Annotated in this window: 22 protein-coding genes and 1 pseudogene; 11 read left to right on the forward strand and 12 right to left on the reverse strand. The window is 64.8% G+C overall.

The features are described 5' to 3' along the window. The first annotated feature begins 92 nt into the window (after positions 1-92). The gene (locus tag ING15_RS10045; protein ID WP_206454670.1) at positions 93-737 is read left to right on the forward strand and encodes a LysE family translocator; all 645 of its coding nucleotides are present in this window, start codon (positions 93-95) and stop codon (positions 735-737) included. Position 738: 1 nt separating this feature from the next. Further along, positions 739-1,191, forward strand: coding sequence for an EamA family transporter (locus ING15_RS10050; protein ID WP_206454671.1), 453 nt, complete (start codon positions 739-741; stop codon positions 1,189-1,191). 6 nt (positions 1,192-1,197) lie between these two features. Here the strand turns inward: ING15_RS10050 and ING15_RS10055 are convergent, their stop codons facing one another. The 7 genes from ING15_RS10055 to thpR form a co-directional block, all read right to left on the reverse strand. Further along, positions 1,198-1,857, reverse strand: a complete 660-nt coding sequence (locus ING15_RS10055; protein ID WP_206454672.1) for a glutathione S-transferase family protein — start codon at positions 1,855-1,857, stop codon at positions 1,198-1,200. A 61-nt stretch (positions 1,858-1,918) separates the two neighbouring features. After that, a complete protein-coding gene (locus ING15_RS10060) occupies positions 1,919-2,140 on the reverse strand; it encodes a BrnA antitoxin family protein (RefSeq protein ID WP_206454673.1) in 222 nt (73 codons plus the stop codon). 6 nt (positions 2,141-2,146) lie between these two features. Beyond that, the gene (locus tag ING15_RS10065; protein ID WP_206454674.1) at positions 2,147-2,608 is read right to left on the reverse strand and encodes a hypothetical protein; all 462 of its coding nucleotides are present in this window, start codon (positions 2,606-2,608) and stop codon (positions 2,147-2,149) included. Positions 2,609-2,658: 50 nt separating this feature from the next. After that, positions 2,659-3,900, reverse strand: a complete 1,242-nt coding sequence (gene rlmN / locus ING15_RS10070; RefSeq protein ID WP_206454675.1) for a 23S rRNA (adenine(2503)-C(2))-methyltransferase RlmN — start codon at positions 3,898-3,900, stop codon at positions 2,659-2,661. 189 nt (positions 3,901-4,089) lie between these two features. Continuing rightward, entirely contained in the window at positions 4,090-4,596 is a 507-nt protein-coding gene (locus tag ING15_RS10075; RefSeq protein ID WP_206454676.1) for an invasion associated locus B family protein, read from the reverse strand. 342 nt (positions 4,597-4,938) lie between these two features. Next, positions 4,939-5,319 (reverse strand): YkvA family protein, encoded by a 381-nt coding sequence (locus ING15_RS10080; protein ID WP_206454677.1) that lies wholly within the window; start codon positions 5,317-5,319, stop codon positions 4,939-4,941. A gap of 48 nt (positions 5,320-5,367) precedes the next feature. Then, the gene (gene thpR / locus ING15_RS10085) at positions 5,368-6,012 is read right to left on the reverse strand and encodes an RNA 2',3'-cyclic phosphodiesterase (protein ID WP_206454678.1); all 645 of its coding nucleotides are present in this window, start codon (positions 6,010-6,012) and stop codon (positions 5,368-5,370) included. A 173-nt stretch (positions 6,013-6,185) separates the two neighbouring features. On the opposite strand from thpR, the pseudogene ING15_RS19935 reads away from it, so the two are divergent. Together ING15_RS19935 and ING15_RS19485 are read left to right on the forward strand one after the other, a co-directional pair. Then, positions 6,186-6,611, forward strand: a pseudogene (locus tag ING15_RS19935) (N-acetyltransferase family protein); the annotation flags it as partial. Between the two features lie 33 nt (positions 6,612-6,644). Beyond that, positions 6,645-6,878 carry a hypothetical protein gene (locus ING15_RS19485; RefSeq protein WP_232845682.1) on the forward strand — a complete coding sequence of 78 codons (234 nt, stop codon included), beginning with the start codon at positions 6,645-6,647 and terminating at the stop codon, positions 6,876-6,878. Here the strand turns inward: ING15_RS19485 and ING15_RS10095 are convergent. Continuing rightward, positions 6,820-7,521: an arylesterase gene (locus ING15_RS10095; protein WP_206454680.1), complete on the reverse strand. Its 702-nt coding sequence runs from the start codon at positions 7,519-7,521 to the stop codon at positions 6,820-6,822. The genes ING15_RS19485 and ING15_RS10095 overlap by 59 nt on opposite strands. 64 nt (positions 7,522-7,585) lie before the next feature. Between ING15_RS10095 and ING15_RS10100 the strand changes: the two genes are divergently transcribed. The 4 genes from ING15_RS10100 (at position 7,586) to ING15_RS10115 (ending at position 12,586) form a co-directional block, all read left to right on the forward strand. After that, positions 7,586-8,323, forward strand: coding sequence for an ABC transporter ATP-binding protein (locus ING15_RS10100; RefSeq protein WP_206454681.1), 738 nt, complete (start codon positions 7,586-7,588; stop codon positions 8,321-8,323). Further along, positions 8,320-10,914 (forward strand): ABC transporter permease, encoded by a 2,595-nt coding sequence (locus ING15_RS10105; protein WP_206454682.1) that lies wholly within the window; start codon positions 8,320-8,322, stop codon positions 10,912-10,914. The genes ING15_RS10100 and ING15_RS10105 overlap by 4 nt, the downstream gene beginning before the upstream one ends. A 232-nt stretch (positions 10,915-11,146) precedes the next feature. Beyond that, entirely contained in the window at positions 11,147-11,917 is a 771-nt protein-coding gene (locus ING15_RS10110) for a Bax inhibitor-1/YccA family protein (protein ID WP_206454683.1), read from the forward strand. 105 nt (positions 11,918-12,022) lie between these two features. Continuing rightward, positions 12,023-12,586 (forward strand): GNAT family N-acetyltransferase, encoded by a 564-nt coding sequence (locus tag ING15_RS10115; RefSeq protein WP_206454684.1) that lies wholly within the window; start codon positions 12,023-12,025, stop codon positions 12,584-12,586. A gap of 14 nt (positions 12,587-12,600) precedes the next feature. Here the strand turns inward: ING15_RS10115 and ING15_RS10120 are convergent, their stop codons facing one another. The 4 genes from ING15_RS10120 to acnA all read right to left on the reverse strand — a co-directional run bounded on the left by ING15_RS10120 (position 12,601) and on the right by acnA (position 18,219). Then, a complete protein-coding gene (locus ING15_RS10120) occupies positions 12,601-13,743 on the reverse strand; it encodes a YihY/virulence factor BrkB family protein (protein WP_206454685.1) in 1,143 nt (380 codons plus the stop codon). Between the two features lie 134 nt (positions 13,744-13,877). Then, positions 13,878-14,255 carry a DUF2794 domain-containing protein gene (locus ING15_RS19490; RefSeq protein ID WP_332873810.1) on the reverse strand — a complete coding sequence of 126 codons (378 nt, stop codon included), beginning with the start codon at positions 14,253-14,255 and terminating at the stop codon, positions 13,878-13,880. Between the two features lie 166 nt (positions 14,256-14,421). Beyond that, a complete protein-coding gene (locus ING15_RS10130) occupies positions 14,422-15,210 on the reverse strand; it encodes a DUF1223 domain-containing protein (RefSeq protein ID WP_206454687.1) in 789 nt (262 codons plus the stop codon). Between the two features lie 234 nt (positions 15,211-15,444). Further along, positions 15,445-18,219: an aconitate hydratase AcnA gene (acnA, locus tag ING15_RS10135; RefSeq protein WP_206454688.1), complete on the reverse strand. Its 2,775-nt coding sequence runs from the start codon at positions 18,217-18,219 to the stop codon at positions 15,445-15,447. 384 nt (positions 18,220-18,603) lie between these two features. Here acnA and ccmA point away from each other — a divergent pair, with 384 nt between their 5' ends. The 3 genes from ccmA to ING15_RS10150 all read left to right on the forward strand — a co-directional run bounded on the left by ccmA (position 18,604) and on the right by ING15_RS10150 (position 20,794). Continuing rightward, the gene (gene ccmA, locus ING15_RS10140) at positions 18,604-19,296 is read left to right on the forward strand and encodes a heme ABC exporter ATP-binding protein CcmA (protein ID WP_210348852.1); all 693 of its coding nucleotides are present in this window, start codon (positions 18,604-18,606) and stop codon (positions 19,294-19,296) included. Further along, positions 19,293-19,952, forward strand: a complete 660-nt coding sequence (ccmB, locus tag ING15_RS10145) for a heme exporter protein CcmB (protein ID WP_206454690.1) — start codon at positions 19,293-19,295, stop codon at positions 19,950-19,952. The genes ccmA and ccmB overlap by 4 nt, the downstream gene beginning before the upstream one ends. Before the next feature lie 83 nt (positions 19,953-20,035). Continuing rightward, positions 20,036-20,794 (forward strand): heme ABC transporter permease, encoded by a 759-nt coding sequence (locus tag ING15_RS10150; protein WP_206454691.1) that lies wholly within the window; start codon positions 20,036-20,038, stop codon positions 20,792-20,794. Positions 20,795-20,799: the final 5 nt, after the last annotated feature.

Here is a 20,799-nt window from a genome sequence, read left to right on the forward strand (position 1 = left end):
TGGCGGGACGCGCGCCCGTTCCGTATTGACGATCAGCTCAGCTTGCGTTTTCGCCTCCCTCCAGATCGGGGGCACTGCGACGAGGCATACCGATGACATTCCTGCCCGACCTTCCGACGCTTCTCGCCTTCACGCTGGCGGCCTTCGTGCTGACCATCACGCCGGGGCCGGACATGACGCTGTTCCTCGGACGCACGCTGTCCGAGGGGCGGGCGGCCGGCTTTGCGGCCATGCTCGGCGCGGCGTCTGGCATCGTCGTGCATACCAGTCTGGCCGCCTTCGGCATCTCGGCGCTGATCGCCGCTTCGCCGCGGGCGTTCTTCGCGTTGAAGATCGTCGGCGCCGGCTATCTGGTCTATCTGGCCGTGCAGGCGATCCGCGGCGGCTCGACCTTCAAGCTCGACGGCAAGCCGGCCGGGCGACGGCATAGCCTTACCTCGAACTGGCTGACCGGCCTCGGCATCAATCTGCTCAACCCGAAGATCGTCCTGTTCTTCGTGACCTTCCTGCCGCAATTCGTCTCCGCGCGGGACGCCGACGTCACCGGCAAGCTGTTCTTCCTCGGCATGTTCTTCATCGCTCTGGCGGTGCCGATGAGCGTCGCGATGATTCTCGCCGCCGACCGCTTCGCCGCCGCGCTGAAGCGCCGCCCAAAAGTGATGCGGGCGATCGACTGGCTGTTCGCCAGCGTGTTTTCGGCCTTCGCGGTACGCATTCTTTTGACGCAGGGGCGGTGACATGGCGTCGCACCAGACATCGCTCGGCCTCGCGCAATCCTGGCAGTTCTGGGCGGTGCTTGCCGCGATGTTCGCTGCGGCCACAGCAATTCTGGCAAAGATCGGCGTCGAGGGGATCAATTCCGATCTCGCGACCTTCCTGCGGACGGCGGTCGTCGTCGTGCTGCTGGCGGCGATCGTGAGCCTGACCGGCCAATGGCAGCCACGCGCCGAGTTGTCCCGTCGCAGCCTCGTCTTTCTTGCCCTGTCCGGACTGGCGACCGGCGCGTCCTGGCTGTGCTATTTCCGGGCGCTGAAGCTCGGGCCGGCCTCGGCCGTCGCGCCCGTCGACAAGCTGAGCGTCGTCCTGGTCGCCGTCTTCGGCGCGGCCTTTCTCGGTGAGCGCCTGTCGTGGACGAACTGGCTCGGCGTCGTCCTCATCATGGGTGGGGCGGTGCTGGTCGCCTGGCGCTGATCGCGCTCAGGCGTAGGCGTAGGGGCCGCCGCGCTTGAGGCCGCGCCGATAGGCGGGGCGGTCGTGGATGCGCAGCAGGAAGTCGCGCAGCTTCGGGCGGTCATTATAGCCGAAGCGACGGGCGGCCGCCTCGACCGGAAAGCTCATCATGATGTCGGCGACGGAAAGCTCCGGCCCGGCAAACCAGCCGCTCTTGCCGATCGCCTCCTCCCAATGGTCGAGATGCAGGGCGATCTGCGGGCGCACCAGCATCGCATCCACCTTGGCCATCGACGCTTTCAGGATCGGCTTGGTGAAGAATGGCGCCCGGCGCGGGATCATCTCGAGCACGAGCATCAGGAACAGCGGCGGCATCGCCGAACCCTCAGCATAATGCAGAAAATGGCGGGCGGTCCAGTAGTCCTCCGTCCCCTCCGGCGGCATCAGCCGGCCGTCGCCATATTGCGCCAGGAGATATTCGACGATGGCGCCGGTCTCGGCGATCGTCCCGCCGTCCTTGGTCAGCACCGGCGACTTTCCCAGCGGATGGATCTGCTTGAGCTCCTTCGGCGCTTGCATATCCTTGGTGCGCTCGTACCGCTTCACCTCATAGGCGACGCCGAGTTCCTCAAGCAGCCACAGGACACGCTGGGAGCGGGAATTGTTGAGATGATGGATGGTGATCATAGGGCAAACCTTGCGCGCCACGTCCAAGAGGCAAGGCGCGAAGATCGTGCCCTGTGGCGAACTAAAGCCCGGCCGATTTCCGCAACGCGGCGTTGATGCGCTCCTGCCAGCCCGGACCGTCCTCCTGGAACTGCGCCAGCACGTCGCGATCGATGCGCAGCGACACCATCTCCCGGCCTGTTGGGATGGCGGAGAGGGATTCCTTCATCCGCTCCGGCGGCGTCGTGGCGGATTTGAAGGCCGCCTCGGCGGCGTCGCGGGGATTGGTCGGGCGTCGGGCCATGAAGTCTTATCCTTTGATTGTCGGTTCTGCGGCCGGCGTCGTCCGCCCGGAGCCGCGGCGCCACCGCCCCGCGCTATGTCCGGCCAGAATCCAGTAGATCAGCGTGAACGACAGCGCCGCGACGACGATCGCGGTCTGGACGCTGGCATGCGGCAGATTATCGCCGTAGGCGGTAACGAGGATCGCGCCCGCACCGAAAAGGCCGGCGGCAAGATGCAGAAGTATTGACGAAAGCCCGAAGAGTTCGCTTGCCACCATGAACAACGCCCACGGCAGCAGGATCACCGAGCCGATCTGCGCCGATTGGGCGAGGAAGGCGATGACCGTGTGGAACAGGAAGATCGGGTCGCTCGCTCCCATGCCGGCAGGAATGGTCAGGAACGGCCACAGCATCGCGAAGGCCGCCGTCATGCAAGCCGCGACGAAGCCGAACGGAATCACGAACAGAAAGCGGAGAACGGCGGTCATTCGACGAAGGCGGTTCCTTTGCTAGCGCGCCTCGGCGCCGTGCTCGGCCCTCAGTGGGCCGCGAGTTCCGAGATTCGCGCCGTTTCGAGCTTCACTCGATCGCTCTTCTTCATCCGCTCGGATTCCGATTTCAGCTGGCCGCAGGCGGCGAAGATGTCGCGACCGCGCGGCGTGCGGATCGGCGAAGCGTAGCCGGCCTGGTTCACATAGTCGGCGAAGCGCTCGATCTGGTCCCAATCCGAACATTCGTAGACCGTTCCCGGCCAGGGATTGAACGGGATCAGATTGATCTTCGCCGGAATGCCCTTGAGGATGCGGACCAATTCCTTCGCGTCCGCCATCGAATCGTTGACCCCCTTCAGCATCACATATTCGAAGGTGATGCGACGGGCGTTGGACACACCCGGATAGGCGCGGCAAGCGTCGAGCAACTCCTTCAGCGGATATTTCTTGTTGATCGGCACGAGTTCGTCGCGCAGTTCGTCGCGCACGGCATGGAGCGAGATGGCCAGCATCACGCCCATTTCCTCGCCGGCCTTCGCGATCATCGGCACCACGCCCGAGGTCGACAGGGTGACACGCCGCCGCGACAGCGACAGTCCTTCGCCGTCGGTGGCGACGGCCAGCGCCTGCTTGACGTTATCGAAATTATACAGCGGCTCGCCCATCCCCATCATCACGACATTGGAGACGAGACGGCCCTCGGTCGGGACGATCGCGCCCGCCGGCGTGTCGGCATCGGGAAAGTCGCCGAGCCGTTCGCGGGCCACGAGAACCTGCCCGACGATCTCGTCGGATGTCAGATTGCGGACCAGCCGCTGGGTGCCGGTATGGCAGAAGGTGCAGGTGAGGGTGCAGCCGACCTGGGAGGAGACGCAGAGCGTGCCGCGACCCTCTTCAGGAATGTAGACCGTCTCGATCTCCACCGGGCGGCCGGCGCCTTTCGCCGGAAAGCGGAACAGCCATTTGCGGGTGCCGTCGACCGAGACCTGCTCCTCGACGATTTCGGGGCGCGCGATCGAATAGGCATCGGCGAGCGCGTTGCGCAGGTCGCCCGCGACGTTCGCCATCTGGCCGAAATCGGCCACCCCGCGCACATAGAGCCAGTGCCAGAGCTGGGCGACGCGCATCCGCAACTGCTTTTCGGGCACGCCGACCGCGCGCAGTGCCTCGGCGAGGGCGTCGCGATTGAGGCCGATGAGCGATGGTTTTTCGCGGTCCCCGAGCGCCGAAACCGTTTCCGGAGGGCGCGGGCGGTTGGCTGCAGAGGCGAGATCGAGTGAAACGGGCATCATATCCTCGGCCAGCGGCTGCCGACGAAATCATCGGTCATGAATAGGAATTGCCCCCTCAAATGACCCCTTCCGGCCATTGACGCAAGGTTTCAGGCAGATCCGGGCCCGGAACCGCGAAACGCCGAGCACGGGTCCGGCGGTCGCGTTTCCTGGCGATGTCGGCGCCCAGAAGCAGCCGCCGGCGCATTATTTACAGTCGTTGATAGACTTCAGCGCGGCGGTCACGCCGGACAGGGAGAAGGTGTAGCTGGTCTGGGTGCCGCGCTGCGACACGGCGTCGACGGTCATCGCCTTGCCGGCGCGCAGATTGGCGACCAGTTGGGGTTCCTCGGCGGCGTTCTCCATCCAGGCCGACTCCCCCTTGACGAACATCGAGTAGTCCTTGCCGTCGACGTCGATCTTGACCTTGGAGCCCTCCTTGAGCGGATAGCCCATCACCGCCTGCGGCTCGTAGGAGACGCCCTGACCCGGCTTCTGCGAAATCAGGAAGAAGATGTCGCCATGATCGACATTCGCCGGCTCCATCTTGGTCGGCGTCGACAGGATATAGCAGACCTTGCCGTCTGCGCCCGCATAGGAATACGTGCCCCAGGCGTTGAATTGACTCATGCGCGTCGGGGTCTGGGCCGCGCCCGCGGCGCTCGAGAAGATCAGAATGGCCGCCGTGGCCGTCAGGACGTTCTTGAGGTTCATAATTCCCCGCTCGTTCGGTGCGTGTTCGTATGATTTCCCACGGTCGAGGCCGAGGCCGGCAAGGCGCCGGAAGCGATGATACCCGACAAGCTAGCGCCAGGGCCGTTTATCGCTGGTTAACAAATAGCCAAAGCCGAGGAGAAGGATCGAAATATCTCCATGATTCGGCACTTCATTCGGCGACAAGCAGGGCGCGAACGTCCCGTTTCACCGAAACCGGGCTCAAGCCGTGTGAATGACGGAACGAATTGGGCGACAATTTGGCGTGTCACGTCGAGGTCTTGTTACGGAATGGTAAGGCGCGCGCTGTGCGGAAGCAGGGCGCGCCCGCCGGTAGGCGTGCTACCGGTTCATTTCGCCAAGCGACTGGCGGGCCCGCTGATAATGCTCCGGCCGGATGTTCTGGCGCACCGCCCGGAACGCGGCCCACAACACCGCGATATCATCGGTAAAGCCGAGGCCGAGAATGAAATCGGGCACCACATCCATCGGAAGGACAAAATAGGCCAGCGCGGCCAGCAGGATGCCGCGGCTGGCGGCCGGCGTCTGCGGGTCGAGCGCACAGTAATAGGCCGCGACCACGTCTTCCATGAACGGGACCGACCGCAACGCGCGACGGACGGTCTGGAAAAACGATGCGCGAACGCGCTCTTCCTGTTGCGCCTGTTCCTCGCTGGAACCGGGCAATAAAATTTCGCCGACCTTCGAGGTGTCGAGTGCCATTGCGTCCTCCAATCTCGGGAGGTTAGATGGTCCATGACCGCCTCCGCCTCAAGAGGACCGGTTCATGGCGTTATTCGCGGCGGGCCGCGCCGGCCTGGTCAGCCGTTGCGCGTGGTCTCCCGAAACCGGCCGGGCGAGCCCCTCCGCCGAGGGGGTTCCTGTGTGCAGCGAAAACGCCTCCTCCAGCACATAAGGGCCGCCGCCGACCGAATCCCGCGCCGAATAGAGGCCGAATCGCTTGGCCGGGAACGCCGGAGTACGGAAATCGCCGCGCGTGGCGAGAAAATGCGCGACTTCCGTCGGTTTCGGCTGCCGCAACCGTGCCAGCGTCACATGCGGCACGAATTTGCGTTGGTCGGCGGGAAGGCCGAGGCGCTTGCAGATGCGCTCGATCTCACCCTGCAGTTCACATAGTTCGGACGATGCCTCGACGCCGGCGTAGATCGAGCGCGGCTTGCGTGTTCCGAATGCCCCCACTCCGCGCAACGCAAGCGCGAAGGCCGGCCGGTCGACCCGGTCGAGCGAAGCGACGATTTCATCGGCAAGCCGAGGTTCGACATCGCCGATGAAACGCAGGGTCAGATGATAGTTCTGCGGATCGATCCAGCGGGCCGACGGCAGGCCGCCGCGAAGAAAGGAGAGCGAAAGGGCGATATCCTGGGGGATTTCGAGGGCGGTGAACAGTCGGGGCATCGGATATCCTTCCCTGCGTCGTTGCCGTCGCGAAAAGACTCTCACCTTGCGAGCCATGTTTCAAGGACAGGGCAGCCTTGCATGCCGCCGATCACCGTTGTTTGCGACGCGATGCACAATTATGTTTGATTCGCGGAGGGCGTCGCTGGGAGGCTGGACAAAGGCTATGATCCATGCCCAACGTCACGGATTTCGTTTCCGCCAATATTGCCGACGGAGGAAATATCGTTCGCCATGAGCCAGTGGCGGGGGTGATATCCCCGGTTCACGTGCGCCGGCTGCACGCCCATGAAGCTGATCTCTTCCTTCTTCATCTCCAACGGCTTCCCGGTGAAACCCGGCGCCTGCGCTTCGGTAATTCCGTCAACGACACGTTCCTGGAACGCTATGCCGAGCTGGCACTCGGTCCGGACTCGCTGGTGAAGGGCCTGTTCGTCGGTGGCGAGTTGCGCGGTGTCGCGGAATTGCGGTTTCTGACCGGGTCGCGCGATGAAGCCGAAGGCGCGTTCTCGATCGAGCCGGAATTCCAGGGCCACGGTCATGGGGATCGCCTTTTCGGCCGGCTGGTTGCCGCAGCCCGCAATCGCGGCGTTCGCCGGATTTTCCTGACCTGCCTGCGAGAGAATCGCCGCATGCAGGCGATCGCCGCCAAGCACGGCGCTGATCTCAGTTTCATCGCCGGCGACGTGACTGCGGAGATCGTGCGGCCTTACGCGGACGCGAAGAGCCTCGCGCGGGAATGGGCGGACGAGAGCGAGGCCTATGTGTTTGCCATGATCGAGGAGCGCGGGCGGCACCTGCGATTCTTCACCGAGCCGCTGCGGCGTCTGGTGGCGAGCTTTGGTCCGACATCTGCCGCGCACTGACGGAATCGAGTGTCTCGCTCACCAAGGGCAGCATCTTTTCCACGATCGCGGCGACGCCGTCCTTGTTTGGGTGTATGGCGTCGCCCTGGTTCAGGCCCGGCTGAGCCGCCACCCCATCGAGAAAGAACGGATAGAACGCGACCTCGTATTTTTCCGCCAGCCTGGCAAAGATCGGATTAAAGGCGGCCGCATAATCCGAGCCCATGTTGGGCGGGGCGATCATGCCGGCGAGGATGACGGCCTGGCCGCGTTCGGTCAGCGTCCTCAGGATCTGGTCGAGGTTCTTTTCGGTGATTTCGGGAGCGATACCGCGCAACGCGTCATTGGCACCGAGTTCGACGATGACGATGTCGGCGTTCTCCGGCACCGACCAGTCGAGCCGGGACAGTCCGCCGCTCGACGTGTCGCCGGAGGCGCCGGCATTGGTCACCTCGACGGCGTATCCCCGATCCCGCAAGGCGGCCTGCAGCTGCTCGGGGAACGCCTCGCCGGGGCCGACGCCGTAGCCGGCGACGAGGCTGTCGCCGAATGCGACGACATGAAGCGAATTCTGGTGCTCAGCCCCTTGCGCGCCCGAAGCCGACGGCACCGTCAGCCATGACAATAGCGCTAGCGCCGCGAGGATCGGTTGGAAGCGTTGCATCATACACCCATATAGCGCAGGCCCCATACGGGGCGTCCGATCTCGCATATAGGAGCCGGCGGCCTTGGCAGAACCAGCGATCCGGTTACGAAACGTTCATCTCACGCTGGGAAGTGGCCGTAGCGCCGTCCACGTTCTGAAGGATGTCGGCCTTGCCGTCGACCGGGGCGAATCGGTCGGCATCGTCGGTCCGTCCGGCTCCGGCAAGTCGACGCTTCTGATGGTGGTTGCCGGATTGGAGCGGGCGGATGAGGGCTTCGTCGAAATCGCCGGCCAGTCGCTCGCCGGCCTCAGCGAGGACGAACTCGCGGCGTTCCGTGGCCGCAATATCGGCATCGTCTTCCAGTCGTTTCACCTGATTCCGAACATGACCGCGCTCGAAAACGTCGCGGTGCCGCTGGAACTCGCGGGCCATGATGACGCCTTCGAGCGAGCCGAGCGGGAATTGTCCAATGTCGGTTTGGCCGACCGCGTCACCCATTATCCCGGCGAATTGTCAGGCGGCGAACAGCAGCGCGTCGCGCTGGCACGGGCTCTGGCTCCGCAACCGGCAATTTTGATCGCCGACGAGCCGACCGGCAATCTCGACCAGGAGACCGGCCGGCAGGTCGCGGATCTGTTGTTCGCCGAATGCGAGCGGCGGGCCATGACGCTCGTCCTCGTGACTCATGATCCGGCGCTGGCGCATCGCTGCGGCCGCGAGGTCGCTGTCCGCTCGGGCGTCATTCATGACGACCGCGTGACGATGGTCGAGGCCGCCGGCGCGAACTTAGAGCCCGCCTTCGCTGGTGCCACTGGATGAGCGCACTCGATACCTCGGCCGGAATTGCCACCACCGCCCGGCCGAAGCCGACGAACGGACGCGGCAACCTGACGCTTGCCCTGCGTTTCGCGCTGCGCGAGATGCGCGGCGGCCTGTCCGGCTTCTACATCTTCCTTGCCTGCATCACCCTCGGCGTGGCGGCCATCGCCGCAGTGAATTCCGTTGCGACGATGATGACCACCGGCATTGCCGAACAGGGGCGCTCGATTCTTGGCGGCGATCTGCGCTTCGCCCTTGTCCAGCGCCAGGCGTCGGCGGAGGAGGCCGCTTATCTCGCTGGTCTCGGGACGGTCGCCGAAGCGGCGTCGCTGCGCTCCATGGTACGGCTCCTGGACGGCGCCGACCAGTCGCTGGCCGAAGTGAAGGCGGTGGACGGCGCCTATCCGCTCTACGGGGCAGTCGAAACCCAGCCCGACGCCCCGCTGGACGATCTTCTCGCCAAGCGCGACGGCCGGTTCGGCGCGGTCGCCGCATCGGAGCTGTATGACCGGCTCGGTATCGAGCCCGGCGAGACCATCAAGCTCGGCGATGCCGAGATCGAATTGCGCGGCATTCTCGAGCGCGAGCCGGACGTCTTGTCCGGCCGCTTCAACTTTGCGCCGCGGCTGATGCTGTCGCTGGACGGGCTCGCGGCGAGCGGGTTGATCCAGCCTGGAAGCCTCGTCGAATACGATTACAAGATCCGTTTGCCGAATGGCGGCGATGCCGCCGGGATCGCGGCGCAGGCGAAAGAGCGCTTTCCCGAATCCGGCTTCAACATTCGCACATCGGCAGATGCCGCCCCCTCGCTCCAGCGCAATATCGAGCGCTTCTCGCAGTTTTTGACGCTGGTCGGGCTCACCGCGCTCATCGTCGGCGGGGTAGGCGTCGCCAATGCGGTCAATGCTTATCTCGATTCCAAGCGGGGCGTGATCGCGACCTTCAAGAGCCTGGGGGCCGGGGGCGGCTTCGTTGTCACGGTCTATCTGATCCAGATCATGCTCTTGGCAGGTGTGGGCATTATCCTCGGCCTCGTCCTTGGAGCGATTGCGCCCTTCGCGACCGCCCGTTTCCTCGAAAGCGTCGTCCCAATAGCGGCCGAGGCGTCCGTCTATCCGGGCGCGCTCGCGCTAGCGGCCGTTTTCGGTGTGCTCACGGCGCTGGCCTTCGCGCTGCTGCCGCTCGGGCGCACCCGCGACGTTGCCGCGACGGCCCTGTTCCGCGAAGCCGGGGCGACCGGCGGCTACCGGATGCGCTGGGCTTATCTCGGCACGGCGCTCGGTCTTGCCCTCCTCATTTCCGCGCTGGCGCTGGTGATGGCCGGCGACCGCCGGGTGGCGCTTATCTTCCTCGTGGGCACGGCGGCTGCCTTCGTGATCCTGCGCGGCGTCGCGATGGCGGTCCAGTGGTTCGCCGCGCTGGCACCGCGGGTCCGCTCGACGCCGCTGCGACTGGCGATCGGCAACATTCACCGGCCGGGCGCGCTGACGGGGTCGGTGGTACTGTCGCTCGGCCTCGGCCTGACGCTGCTGGTGACGCTAGCGACCATCGACTACGATCTGCGCCAGGAGATCGGCACGGGAATGGCCTCGCGGGCGCCCGACTTCTTTTTCGTCGACATTCAGAACGATCAGATCGACGGCTTTCGCCGGACCATCGACACGCTGGCGCCCGGCTCGGCCCTCAATGCCGCGCCGATGCTGCGGGGCCGGATCACCGCGCTTGATGGCCAGGACGTCTCCACCATGGCGGCCGACCACGAAGGCAGCTGGGTGCTGCATGGCGATCGAGGCCTGACCTATTCACCGACAATTCCTGAAAATTCCACCCTGACTGAGGGCGAGTGGTGGCCACAGGACTATTCCGGCGAGCCGCTGGTCTCGTTCTCGGCGGAGGAGGCCGGCGAACTCGGCCTAAAGATCGGCGACACACTGACCGTCAACGTCCTCGGCCGCAACATCACTGCTCGGATCGCGAATTTCCGTGCGGTGGAATGGGAATCCCTGTCCATCAACTTCGTCATGGTGTTCTCGCCCAACGCTTTCGCAGGCGCCCCCCATTCATGGCTGGCAACGCTGTCGATGCCGCAGGATGGCGAAGCCGTGGAGAAGGGCCTGATCAACGGCGTCACCAACGCCTATCCGGCGGTGACCACGGTGCGGGTGAAAGAGGCACTCGACGCGGTGAACGGCCTGATCGCGCAGCTCGCACTGGCGATCCGGGTCGCCGCGGCCGTAGCGCTGATCGCCTCGGTCCTGGTCCTCTCAGGGGCATTGGCCGCCGGCAATCGCGGCCGGATCCATGACGCCGTCGTCCTGAAGACGCTCGGCGCGACCCGGCTGACCCTGATTCGCGCCTTCACGACCGAATATATGCTGCTGGGACTTGCGACGGGTGTCTTCGCGGTCGGGGCGGGCGCTCTCGCGGCGTGGTTCGTCGTCGCGCGGATCATGCAGCTTCCCTATGTTTTCGACTGGACGGTGGCGCTGACGACCCTGGCCGTGTCTTTGGTGCTGACGGTCGGCATCGGACTCGCGGGAACATGGCGCGTTCTCGGGCAGAAGGCGGCGCCGGTGCTGCGCAATCTGTGACGGGAGCGGCGTGAGCCGCCTCGCGCCGAGATCCCGGGGGATGAATTTACACAAAATTAACCCTCATCGGGCGGCATTTTGTCGTTCCGGGCCGGCGGAGGCTTGTGCGCGAAGGCCACGATCCGCATATTATACGCAGGATCGCTGGGCGTCTCGCCAGCGGCGCCTCTTCGTGCCGACTGAAACCGTCGCACGGGGACACCGGACGGGACACGCAGAAAGGAATTCTTCCATGGCGGAATATCGGAACGCCGGCGCACGCACAGTGCCAGCAGCCGGTACAAGAGCGGACATCGACCAGGGCCTCCGCTCCTATATGCTGAAGGTCTACAACCTGATGGCGGGTGGCCTTGCTCTCACCGGCGTTGCGGCCTATGTGCTGTACTCGCTCTCGGTGACGGGCGAGGCGACGGCCTATCAGGTCCGGCCCGACCTTTATCTGACAGAACTCGGCTATACGGTCTTCATGTCGCCGCTGAAATGGGTGCTGATGCTAGCGCCGCTGGCGATGGTCTTCTTCTTGTCCTTCCGCGTTCACAAGATGAGCGTCCAGGCTGCGCAAGCGACCTTCTGGACCTATGCCGCGATGGTCGGTCTGTCGCTTTCGACGATCTTCCTCGTCTACACGCAGGAATCCATCACCCAGGTGTTCTTCATCACCGCAGCCTCCTTCGGCGCGCTGTCGCTATGGGGCTACACCACCAAGCGCGACATTTCGGGCTGGGGTTCGTTCCTGTTCATGGGCGTGATCGGCATCGTCATCGCGATGGTCGTCAACATCTTCCTCGCCTCGCCGGCGCTGCAGTTCGCCATCTCGGCGATCGGCGTCCTGGTGTTCGCGGGCCTCACCGCCTACGACACCCAGCAGATCAAGGAAATGTACTATGAGGGCGACGGCTCGGCGGTGATGGGCCGCAAGGCGGTCATGGGCGCGTTGCGCCTCTATCTCGACTTCCTCAACATGTTCCTGTTCCTGCTGCAGCTGTTCGGCAATCGCAACTAAACGTCAGGGTGGAACCGAAGATTCAGGGCGGCTCGCGGGCCGCCCTTTTCATGTGTCGCCACGTCTGCGACACGAGCGCAGCAACTTTTTCCGGGCCAGCTTGCCATGAGCGCTCATACGATCCGACCAGCCAGCATCGATGACGTCCGCGCGATCCGATCGATATACGAGGACGCGGTGCTGCATGGCACCGGGACCTTCGAAATCGTGCCGCCGGACGAGGCGGAAATGGCGGTGCGCTTCACCGCGATAACCGGTCAGGGCTATCCCTTCATCGTCGCCGAGGACGCCGACGGCGTCGTCTTGGGCTACGCCTATGCCAATGCGTTCCGTGCCAGACCCGCTTATCGCTGGTCAGTGGAGGATTCGGTCTACATCGCGCCGACCGCCAGGGGGCAGGGTGTCGGCGGCGATCTATTGACCCGCCTCATGGAGATTGCCGCCGAGAGCGGATTTCGCCAGATGATTGCCGTCATCGGTGACTCCGGCAACGCGCCGTCCGTCAGACTGCATAAGCGGGCCGGCTTCCGCATGATCGGTGTCTTCCAGCAGTCCGGTTTCAAATTCGATCGCTGGATCGACACGGTGCTGATGCAGATGCCGCTCGGCGCCGGCGGTTCGACGCTGCCCGACGAAACGCGCTATCCGGGTACATTATATGACCGATAGCGCATTCGTCAGGTCTACGGTCCACCTCGCTCCGACCGGCGCTTGAGAAAGGTCAGCAGGAGCGCGGCGGGCAGCGCCACAGCAAGCTTGCCGACCGATAATCCCTCGCGCCGTCTTCGGGCCTCGGGGCTTTCCTCGCCTTGCACCCGTCCTGCGCGCCGGCGACCGGCGGAGTGGGAGCCGGACGGCCCTCCCGCCACCTGGTCGGCCATCACCGCGCCACGCTGACCCAGCGGCTGTGGCGCGCCGGTCGTCGTGTCTCGCGCCGTCTGATGCTCCAATTCCGAATTCAATTCGCCGCCGACGATCAGAATGGTCATCGTCATCCAGATCCAGGTCATGAAGCCGATCAGCGCCCCGAGGGAGCCGTAGGTCGCATCGTAGGAGCCGAAATTCGCGGTATACCAGGAGAACAGCAGCGAAACGATCGCGGTGACCACGAGAGTCAGGATGGCGCCGGGTGTGATCCACCGCCATTTCGCATTCGCCCGGGAGGGACCCCAACGATAGAGCGCGGCGATGCCAAGCGACAGAGCGAGGATGGCCATGAGCAAGCTGACACCTGAGATCAGCCATTCCAATCCCTTGCCGAGCCCGAGATAGCCGAGCAGGATCGGCAGGACCACGACCAGACCGATGAGCAGCAGTGCGGCAACGATCAGGCAGAGGGTGAAGGCGAGGGAGACCGCGTTCAGCCTGATGAAGGAGCGGGCCTCGCGTTCGTCATAAGCGACGTTCATCGCCTCAAACAGCGACTTGACACCGGCGTTGGCGCTCCAGAGCGAGATCGCGAGCGAGAGGACCAAGGAGAATCCGAGCGTCGTCTGGTCCTTTGAGGCGAGACGCTGCAGTTGGGACCTCACCATCTCCATCCCGCCGCCGGGAACGAACGCGCTCAATTGTGCCAGATGGTCGCCGACTGTCGCGGGATTGGCGAAAAGACCGTAGAGCGACACAAAAGCCGCAAGGCCCGGAACCATGGCGAGCAGCAGGTAATAGGTCACGCCGGCGGCGACCAAGGTGACGCGATCGTCGCCGATCTCCTCGTAGACACGCCATAAAGTGCTCTTCCAGCCGGTACCGGGAATTTCACTGGGCCCGTCGGCATGCCGACCTTCACCTCGGGACTCTCCCCGCTCTGTTTCGGTTCTGCTCATTCGCCCTCACGCGTTCCGGTTCTGCAGCAACGCCGGGACCGAGGCGGCGATCCCCTCCGTAAGCGGCAAGCGGAATAAAGTTCCGTAGCCGGCGATGGAATCGACCGTCCGAACCGTCCCCGCGGTGGACGGCATCAACCGTTCTCCGCCAGCTTCAGGCCCTTGTCGAAGACACGCAGAACGGCGGTCAGGTCATGGCCGCGCTTCATCACGAGGCCGCCGGCGGCGACGACCTGGTAGGCGCCCTGCTTGCGGGTGAGCTTGGGGGTTTTTTCCACTCGATAGAGCGGCATCTCGCTGGCCCGGCGAAACACAGAAAACACCGCCCGATCCTTCAACGTGTCGATCGCGTAGTCCCGCCATTCGCCGGCGGCGACCATGCGTCCGTAGATTTTGAGGATCTCGGACAGCTCCCGCCGGTCGAAGGACACGATGGCAAAACAGTTGGAATTCGGTCGGGGGAAGACGAGGAGATTGGTCGCGGCGTCTCCATTCGATCCGAAATCCGTCAAGACCGCCCCTCGTCCGATGTATTGCCGCGGACAAAGCCGCAACTCTTGGGCATGGTGGCATGAAAACGGGCCACGGGCAAAACCGTTCTGGCTGGTGACGACGTGGAATGTCCATCTGGCGGAAAAAGCCGGCCAGGTGGCTGACCAGCCGCGACGCGACTGGCGGTCACGGATCGTCGAAGTCCATCTGGGCGGCCGCGAGAATCGGACCCGGGACACCATCCCTCGTCACCGACTGGAGGATCACCGCGCAACCGCCGTTCGGTTCGCCACGCTTCAGCAGTGATGCCAAGGGCAGATCGATATCCATCGGTTCCTCCGAGGCCATGCCGAGGAGGCGCCAGTCGCGGACGGGGCGGGTGTTGACGATGGTGCGCCCGCTGTTTTCGCCGCGCTCGATCGTCGTGGTCGCTTCGTCATCGAAGGTGACCAGCATCAGCACCGGCGCCGGTGCGTCCGGATCCAGCTCGCCGACGTCGGCGGTGATGTGCAGCCGGTCGCCCTCGACACTGAGCGCTACCTTCGGCGTGCCATCACCCGCCGGCAGGGCGGTCGTCCGCATCAGCTTGCGGATCTTGGCCTCGTGCGACCCCACGACCCCCTTACGGCCATTCACCACCATTTGCGGGGTGTAGATCGTCGTGGTCGCGAAGGCCTGTGCGTAGGCTCGTTGCCGTTCGGTATTCGCTGCGGAGCCGAAGATATCGCGCCAGCCGATATAGTCCCAATAGTCGACGTGATAGCCGAGGGCAAGGACGCCCGGTTCCTTGGCGAGCTTGGTCAGGAGGCGATCGGCCGGCGGGCAGGATGAACAGCCCTGGCTGGTGAACAATTCCAGAACCTGGGTGATCGGCTCGGCATCGGCCTCGCCCGCTCTGGCCTCACTATGGGTCAGGGTGGACACCAGGACGGCGAGGATCGCGAAAAGGCGCCCGAGCGGGCGAGGGACGGTCACGGGACCGCCCAGGACAAGCCTGCAGGCGTGTCCACCGGCCACGGACAGCCAGCACTCTGCAGTGCTTTTGTTTGGGGTTTCGTCATCGATCGTACCGTAGCGATCGACGGCGTGGTCTGCCAGTCAATTGCGAATGACAAGTCATTGATCGGCCGGCCAAATGAGAGACGCCGCCGGCAGGATGCGCGGCGGCGTCGATGATCGTGATCAGCCCGCGCGGGCCGGCACCTGGGATCAGGCCGCCAGCCGGCGCAGAACGTAATGCAGGATGCCGCCGTTCTTGTAGTATTCCAGCTCATCGAGCGTATCGATGCGGACCTGCAGCTTGATCGTGCGGGTCGAACCGTCGGCCGCCTCGATCGTCGCGTCCATGATCTCACGCGGCTTGATGTCGGCGAGTCCTTCTACGGTGACCTTCTCGTCGCCCTTCAGGCCGAGCGATTCCCAGGACGTTCCCGCCTCGGCGAAGACAAAGGGAACGACGCCCATTCCGACGAGGTTGGAACGGTGGATGCGCTCGAAGCTTTCCGCGATCACCGCCTTGACGCCGAGAAGCACGGTTCCCTTTGCCGCCCAGTCGCGGGACGAGCCGGTGCCGTATTCCTTGCCGGCGAAGACGACGAGCGGCACGCCCTCGTCCTTGTACTTCATCGCCGCGTCGTAGATCGGCATCTCGACACCCGACGGGTGATGGATGGTCACGCCGCCCTCAACGCCCGGCACCATCTGGTTCTTGATGCGGATATTGGCGAACGTGCCGCGCATCATCACCTGGTGGTTGCCGCGCCGCGCGCCATAGGAATTGAAGTCGACCGGGCGCACCTGATGGCTGACCAGATAATCGCCGGCGGGTCCGTCCTTCTTGATCGAACCGGCCGGGGAAATGTGGTCGGTCGTGATCGAATCCTTGAACAGGCCGAGGATACGCGCGCCCTTGACGTCCTCGACCGCCGCCGGCTCCTGGGTCATTCCCTCGAAATAGGGCGGGTTCTGGACATAGGTCGAGCGGTCGTCCCAATCGTAGGTCAGGCCGCCGGACACGGCGATCTTCTGCCAGTGTTCGTCGCCCTTGAAGACGTCCGCATAGCGGCTTTCGAACATGTCGCGCGTCACCGTCTCGCGAACGATCTCGGCGATCTCCTGGGTCGACGGCCAGATGTCCTTGAGGAAGACGTCGTTGCCGTCCTGGTCCTGGCCGAGCGCGTCCTTGGTGATGTCGACGAACATCGAGCCGGCGATGGCATAGGCGACGACCAAGGGCGGCGAGGCGAGATAGTTCGCCCGGACATCCGGATTGACCCGGCCCTCGAAGTTGCGGTTGCCGGACAGCACCGAGCAGGCGACGAGGTCGTTCTCGTTGATCGCGTCGGAGATCGGCTCGGGCAATGGCCCGGAATTGCCGATGCAGGTCGTGCAGCCATAGCCAACGAGGTTGAAGCCCATCGCGTCGAGATCCTTCTGGAGATCGGCCTTCTCCAGATATTCGGTGACGACCTGGGAGCCCGGCGCCAGCGACGTCTTCACCCACGGCTTCACAGTCAGACCCTTGGTATGGGCTTTGCGGGCGAGAAGCCCGGCCGCGACGAGGACGTTGGGGTTGGATGTGTTGGTGCAGGAGGTGATCGCCGCGATGACCACATCGCCGTGCGACAGCCCGTGGTTGGCGCCTTCAACGGAATGTAGCGTCTGGCCGTGGCGGTTGTCCTGGGGCGTGTCGTTCACCCCGGTCGCGCCTTCGTCCATGTAGCGCGAATCGCCCGTGGAGCTTGGGGTGTCGTTTGTCTTGCGTCCGCCATGGATCTCGGCGAGCGCGCTGTGGAATTTCGCCGCCGCCTCGGTGAGGGCGACACGATCCTGCGGGCGCTTTGGTCCGGCAAGCGAGGGAACGACCGTCGACAGGTCCAGTTCGAGCGTATCGGTGAAGATCGGATCTGCAATGCCGTCCTCGCGGTACATGCCCTGGGCCTTGGCGTAGGCCTCGACGAGGGCGATGCGGTCCTTGTCGCGCCCGGTCGCCTCCAGATAGGCGATGGTGTCCTTGTCGATCGGGAAGAAGCCGCAGGTGGCGCCGTATTCGGGCGCCATGTTGCCGATCGTCGCCTGATCCTCGAGGGTGAGGTTGGACAGGCCCGGGCCGAAGAACTCGACGAACTTGCCGACGACCCCATGGGCGCGCAGCATCTGGGTCACCGTCAGGACGAGGTCGGTCGCGGTGGTGCCTTCCGGCAGCTTGCCCTCGACGCGGAAGCCGATGACCTCGGGGATCAGCATGGAGATCGGCTGGCCGAGCATCGCCGCCTCGGCCTCGATGCCACCGACGCCCCAGCCGAGCACCGACAGGCCGTTGACCATGGTCGTATGGGAATCGGTGCCGACCAGCGTGTCCGGATAGGCGATCGTCTCGCCGTTCTCTTGCCGGGTCCAGACCGTCTGAGAGAGATATTCCAGATTCACCTGGTGGCAGATGCCGGTGCCCGGCGGCACCACGCGGAAGTTCTCGAATGCCTCCGAGCCCCAGCGCAGGAAGGTGTAGCGCTCGCCGTTGCGGCCGTATTCGGCGTCGACGTTCTTTTCGAACGAATCCTTGCGGCCGAAGAAGTCGACCATCACCGAGTGATCGATGACCAGGTCGACGGGAACCATCGGATTGATCTTCTTCGGGTCAGCGCCGAGACTCCTGGTCGCGTCGCGCATCGCGGCGAGATCGACCACCGCCGGCACGCCGGTGAAGTCCTGCATCAGCACGCGCGCCGGGCGGTAGGCGATTTCGTGGCCGGCCTTGCCCTTGTCCTCGGTCCAGTTGGCGACGGCGCGGATATCGTCCGCCGTCACGGTGCGGCCATCCTCGTTGCGCAGGAGGTTTTCCAGCAGCACCTTCATGGAGAACGGCAGGCGCGAAGCACCGGCGAGGCCGTTCTTTTCGGCCTCCTTCAGATCATAATAGACATAGTCCTTGCCGGCGACCGAAAGGGTCTTGCGGCATTTGAAACTGTCGGATGCGTGAGACATGTGGCTTCGTTCCTTCTCGAACCAGGATGGAAGTCCGAAGGGCGAACGGCCTTGAGCGCCGCGGAAAAGCGCTCGAAGATGCGGGTACGACCATTTCCGCTTGTCCGCCCCGGCGCCCACCGGTGCCGGCGGGGCCATGAGATCGGCGCTGAAAAGTTTCCACGCCGGTCGCTGGTGTGGTTGCGGTCCTCATATCGAAGTTTGTAACGCCTATAAAGGGCATCTAGGTCCGAAGGCGGATTTTCCGGCGCGGCGAGAAAAGGCGGTTATGGTGGGGATGGGCAGACAGGGAGAAGTATCGGGCCGTCGCGCGCCGACGCATCGCGGATTACGATCGCTCTTCGGCCGACATCGCGTGACGGCGAATCGCGCCGGCTTACCGTGCTGACGATCGCTGCCGCCGGGCTTGCGGTCGGGCGCGGGCGTGAAACGGTCGCGGGACCGCTGGATTTCGCTGTTCATGCGGGCGAGGCGCTGGTCGTGACCGGTCCGAACGGCGCCGGCAAGTCGACGTTCCTGCGGACGCTTGCCGGGCTGCTGCGGCCGCTCGCCGGGCACCTTGCGGTCACGGGCGCCACCGCCGCCGACGGCGAACCGGCCCGGACCGTCGCCGAGATCGCGCATTATGTCGGCCACCGCAACGCCATGAAGCCGGGCGTCAGTGTTGGCGACAATCTCAGCTTCTGGCGGGATTATCTCGGCGGCGGTGGCGGCCGTTCGATCGAGGCGGCGCTTGCGGCAGTCGGCCTTCCCGATTTGGCGCACCTGCCGTTTTCCTATCTGTCGGCCGGCCAGCAGCGGCGCACAAGTCTCGCCCGGCTTCTCGTGGTTGAGCGGCCGGTGTGGATTCTCGATGAGCCGACATCGGCGCTCGATGCCGCGTCGCAAGAGCGATTTGGGACGCTGATGGATGCGCATCTGGCCGACGGCGGCATCGTTATCGCCGCGACCCATCAGCCGCTGGGGATGGCGGCAGTACGCGAATTGCGGCTGGAGTCGCGCCGCCTGCCTGCCGCTGGCGAGCGATCCGGCGGCGTCGACGAGGCGGCGATCGCGGCTGCGGAGGGCTGGTTGTGATCGCGCTGTTCCGCCGCGACTTGGCGCTCGCCTTTTCCGGCGGCGGCGGGGCGATGACCGGCGTGATCTTCTTTCTCGCCGTGGTCGCGACGATCCCGTTCGGCATTGGGCCCGACCTCAATCTTCTGTCGCGCATCGGGCCGGCGATCCTTTGGATCGGCGCGCTGCTGTCGGCGCTGCTCACCCTCGACCGGCTGTTCCAGGCTGACCGCGAGGACGGTACGCTCGACCTCCTGATTGCCGGGCCGACGCCGATGCCGCTTGTCGTCCTCGCCAAATGCCTGGCGCTCTGGGTCGCCTCCAGTCTGCCGCTGGTCCTCGCCGCCCCGGTTCTCGGCCTCTTCCTCGCCCTCGATCCGGTGGCGATCGGGGCGGTCATGGCGACGCTTCTCGCCGGCACGCCAGCGATCACCTTCATTGGCGCCGTCGGGGCCGCCGTCGCCGTCGCGCTGCCGCGCGGCGGATTGCTGGTCTCGGTCCTCGTCCTGCCGCTGGCGATTCCGGTGCTGATCTTCGGCGTCTCGGCGACCTACGGCGCGGTCAATGATCCCGATCCGTTTCTGCCGCCCTTCCTCATTCTCGTCGCTTTGACATTGTTCTTCGGAGCGCTCGGCCCGATCGCGGCCGGCGCTGCGCTGAAGACCAGCGCGGATTGAGAACGCGTCGGTCAAGTCATGCGGGGCGCCGATCATGCGATTGTCCATTTGCCGCTTGCCCTGGGAGCTTCTAGACTAGGCCTATGACCGACCTTTCCGCCGCCAAGCCGTCGCGCTTGACCATCCTTGCCAATCCGACCCGCTTCCTGGCGCTGTCGGGCAAGCTTCAGCCCTGGCTCTACTCGGTGGCCCTTCTGGCGCTCGCCGTGGGGCTGACGCTCGGCTTCACCGCGCCGCCGGATTACCAGCAGGGCGCGACCGTGCAGATCATGTTCATTCATGTGCCCTTCGCCTGGATCGCGATGATGGCCTGGACGGTGATGAGCGTGTCGGCCCTCGGCACCCTGGTCTGGCGTCATCCGCTCGCCGACGTCGCGGTCAAGGCCGCCGCGCCGATCGGTGCCGTGTTCACCGCGCTGTCGCTGATCACTGGCTCGCTCTGGGGCCGGCCGATGTGGGGCACCTGGTGGGTATGGGACGCCCGTCTGACCTCCGTCTTCATCCTGTTCCTCATGTATCTGGGACTGATCGCGCTAACCCGGGCGCTGGACGATCCGGGCAGAAGCGCCAAGGCAGCGGCGATCCTCGTCCTCGTCGGCTTCGTCAACATTCCGATCATCAAGTTTTCGGTCGATTGGTGGAATACGCTGCACCAGCCGGCCAGCGTGATGCGCCCCGATGGACCGACGATGCCGGCGGTGTTTCTGGCACCGCTGCTGATCTCGGCGATCGGCTTTACGCTGCTGTTCTTCGCCCTGCATCTGACGGCGATGCGCACCGAGGTGCTGCGCCGCCGCGTCGCGGCGCTGTCGCGGCTTGCGGCGCGCAACGCCGAAGCCTGAGGAAA

Origin of the sequence: Aurantimonas marina (assembly GCF_017183135.1) — a bacterium.
Classification (GTDB): domain Bacteria; phylum Pseudomonadota; class Alphaproteobacteria; order Rhizobiales; family Rhizobiaceae; genus Aurantimonas; species Aurantimonas marina.

Bases quoted from the DNA above. Each gene is read 5' to 3' on its own strand.
- ING15_RS10055 (WP_206454672.1), bottom strand. From the start codon at position 1,857: ATGATCACCATCCATCATCTCAACAATTCCCGCTCCCAGCGTGTCCTG.
- ING15_RS10110 (WP_206454683.1), top strand. From the start codon at position 11,147: ATGGCGGAATATCGGAACGCCGGCGCACGCACAGTGCCAGCAGCCGGT.
- acnA (WP_206454688.1), bottom strand. From the start codon at position 18,219: ATGTCTCACGCATCCGACAGTTTCAAATGCCGCAAGACCCTTTCGGTC.
- ING15_RS10045 (WP_206454670.1), top strand. From the start codon at position 93: ATGACATTCCTGCCCGACCTTCCGACGCTTCTCGCCTTCACGCTGGCG.
- ING15_RS10080 (WP_206454677.1), bottom strand. From the start codon at position 5,319: ATGGCACTCGACACCTCGAAGGTCGGCGAAATTTTATTGCCCGGTTCC.
- thpR (WP_206454678.1), bottom strand. From the start codon at position 6,012: ATGCCCCGACTGTTCACCGCCCTCGAAATCCCCCAGGATATCGCCCTT.
- ING15_RS10095 (WP_206454680.1), bottom strand. From the start codon at position 7,521: ATGCAACGCTTCCAACCGATCCTCGCGGCGCTAGCGCTATTGTCATGG.
- ING15_RS10065 (WP_206454674.1), bottom strand. From the start codon at position 2,608: ATGACCGCCGTTCTCCGCTTTCTGTTCGTGATTCCGTTCGGCTTCGTC.
- ING15_RS10115 (WP_206454684.1), top strand. From the start codon at position 12,023: ATGAGCGCTCATACGATCCGACCAGCCAGCATCGATGACGTCCGCGCG.
- ING15_RS10060 (WP_206454673.1), bottom strand. From the start codon at position 2,140: ATGGCCCGACGCCCGACCAATCCCCGCGACGCCGCCGAGGCGGCCTTC.
- ING15_RS10120 (WP_206454685.1), bottom strand. From the start codon at position 13,743: ATGAGCAGAACCGAAACAGAGCGGGGAGAGTCCCGAGGTGAAGGTCGG.
- rlmN (WP_206454675.1), bottom strand. From the start codon at position 3,900: ATGCCCGTTTCACTCGATCTCGCCTCTGCAGCCAACCGCCCGCGCCCT.
- ING15_RS10105 (WP_206454682.1), top strand. From the start codon at position 8,320: ATGAGCGCACTCGATACCTCGGCCGGAATTGCCACCACCGCCCGGCCG.
- ING15_RS10050 (WP_206454671.1), top strand. From the start codon at position 739: ATGGCGTCGCACCAGACATCGCTCGGCCTCGCGCAATCCTGGCAGTTC.
- ING15_RS19485 (WP_232845682.1), top strand. From the start codon at position 6,645: ATGCAGGCGATCGCCGCCAAGCACGGCGCTGATCTCAGTTTCATCGCC.
- ING15_RS10075 (WP_206454676.1), bottom strand. From the start codon at position 4,596: ATGAACCTCAAGAACGTCCTGACGGCCACGGCGGCCATTCTGATCTTC.
- ING15_RS10150 (WP_206454691.1), top strand. From the start codon at position 20,036: ATGACCGACCTTTCCGCCGCCAAGCCGTCGCGCTTGACCATCCTTGCC.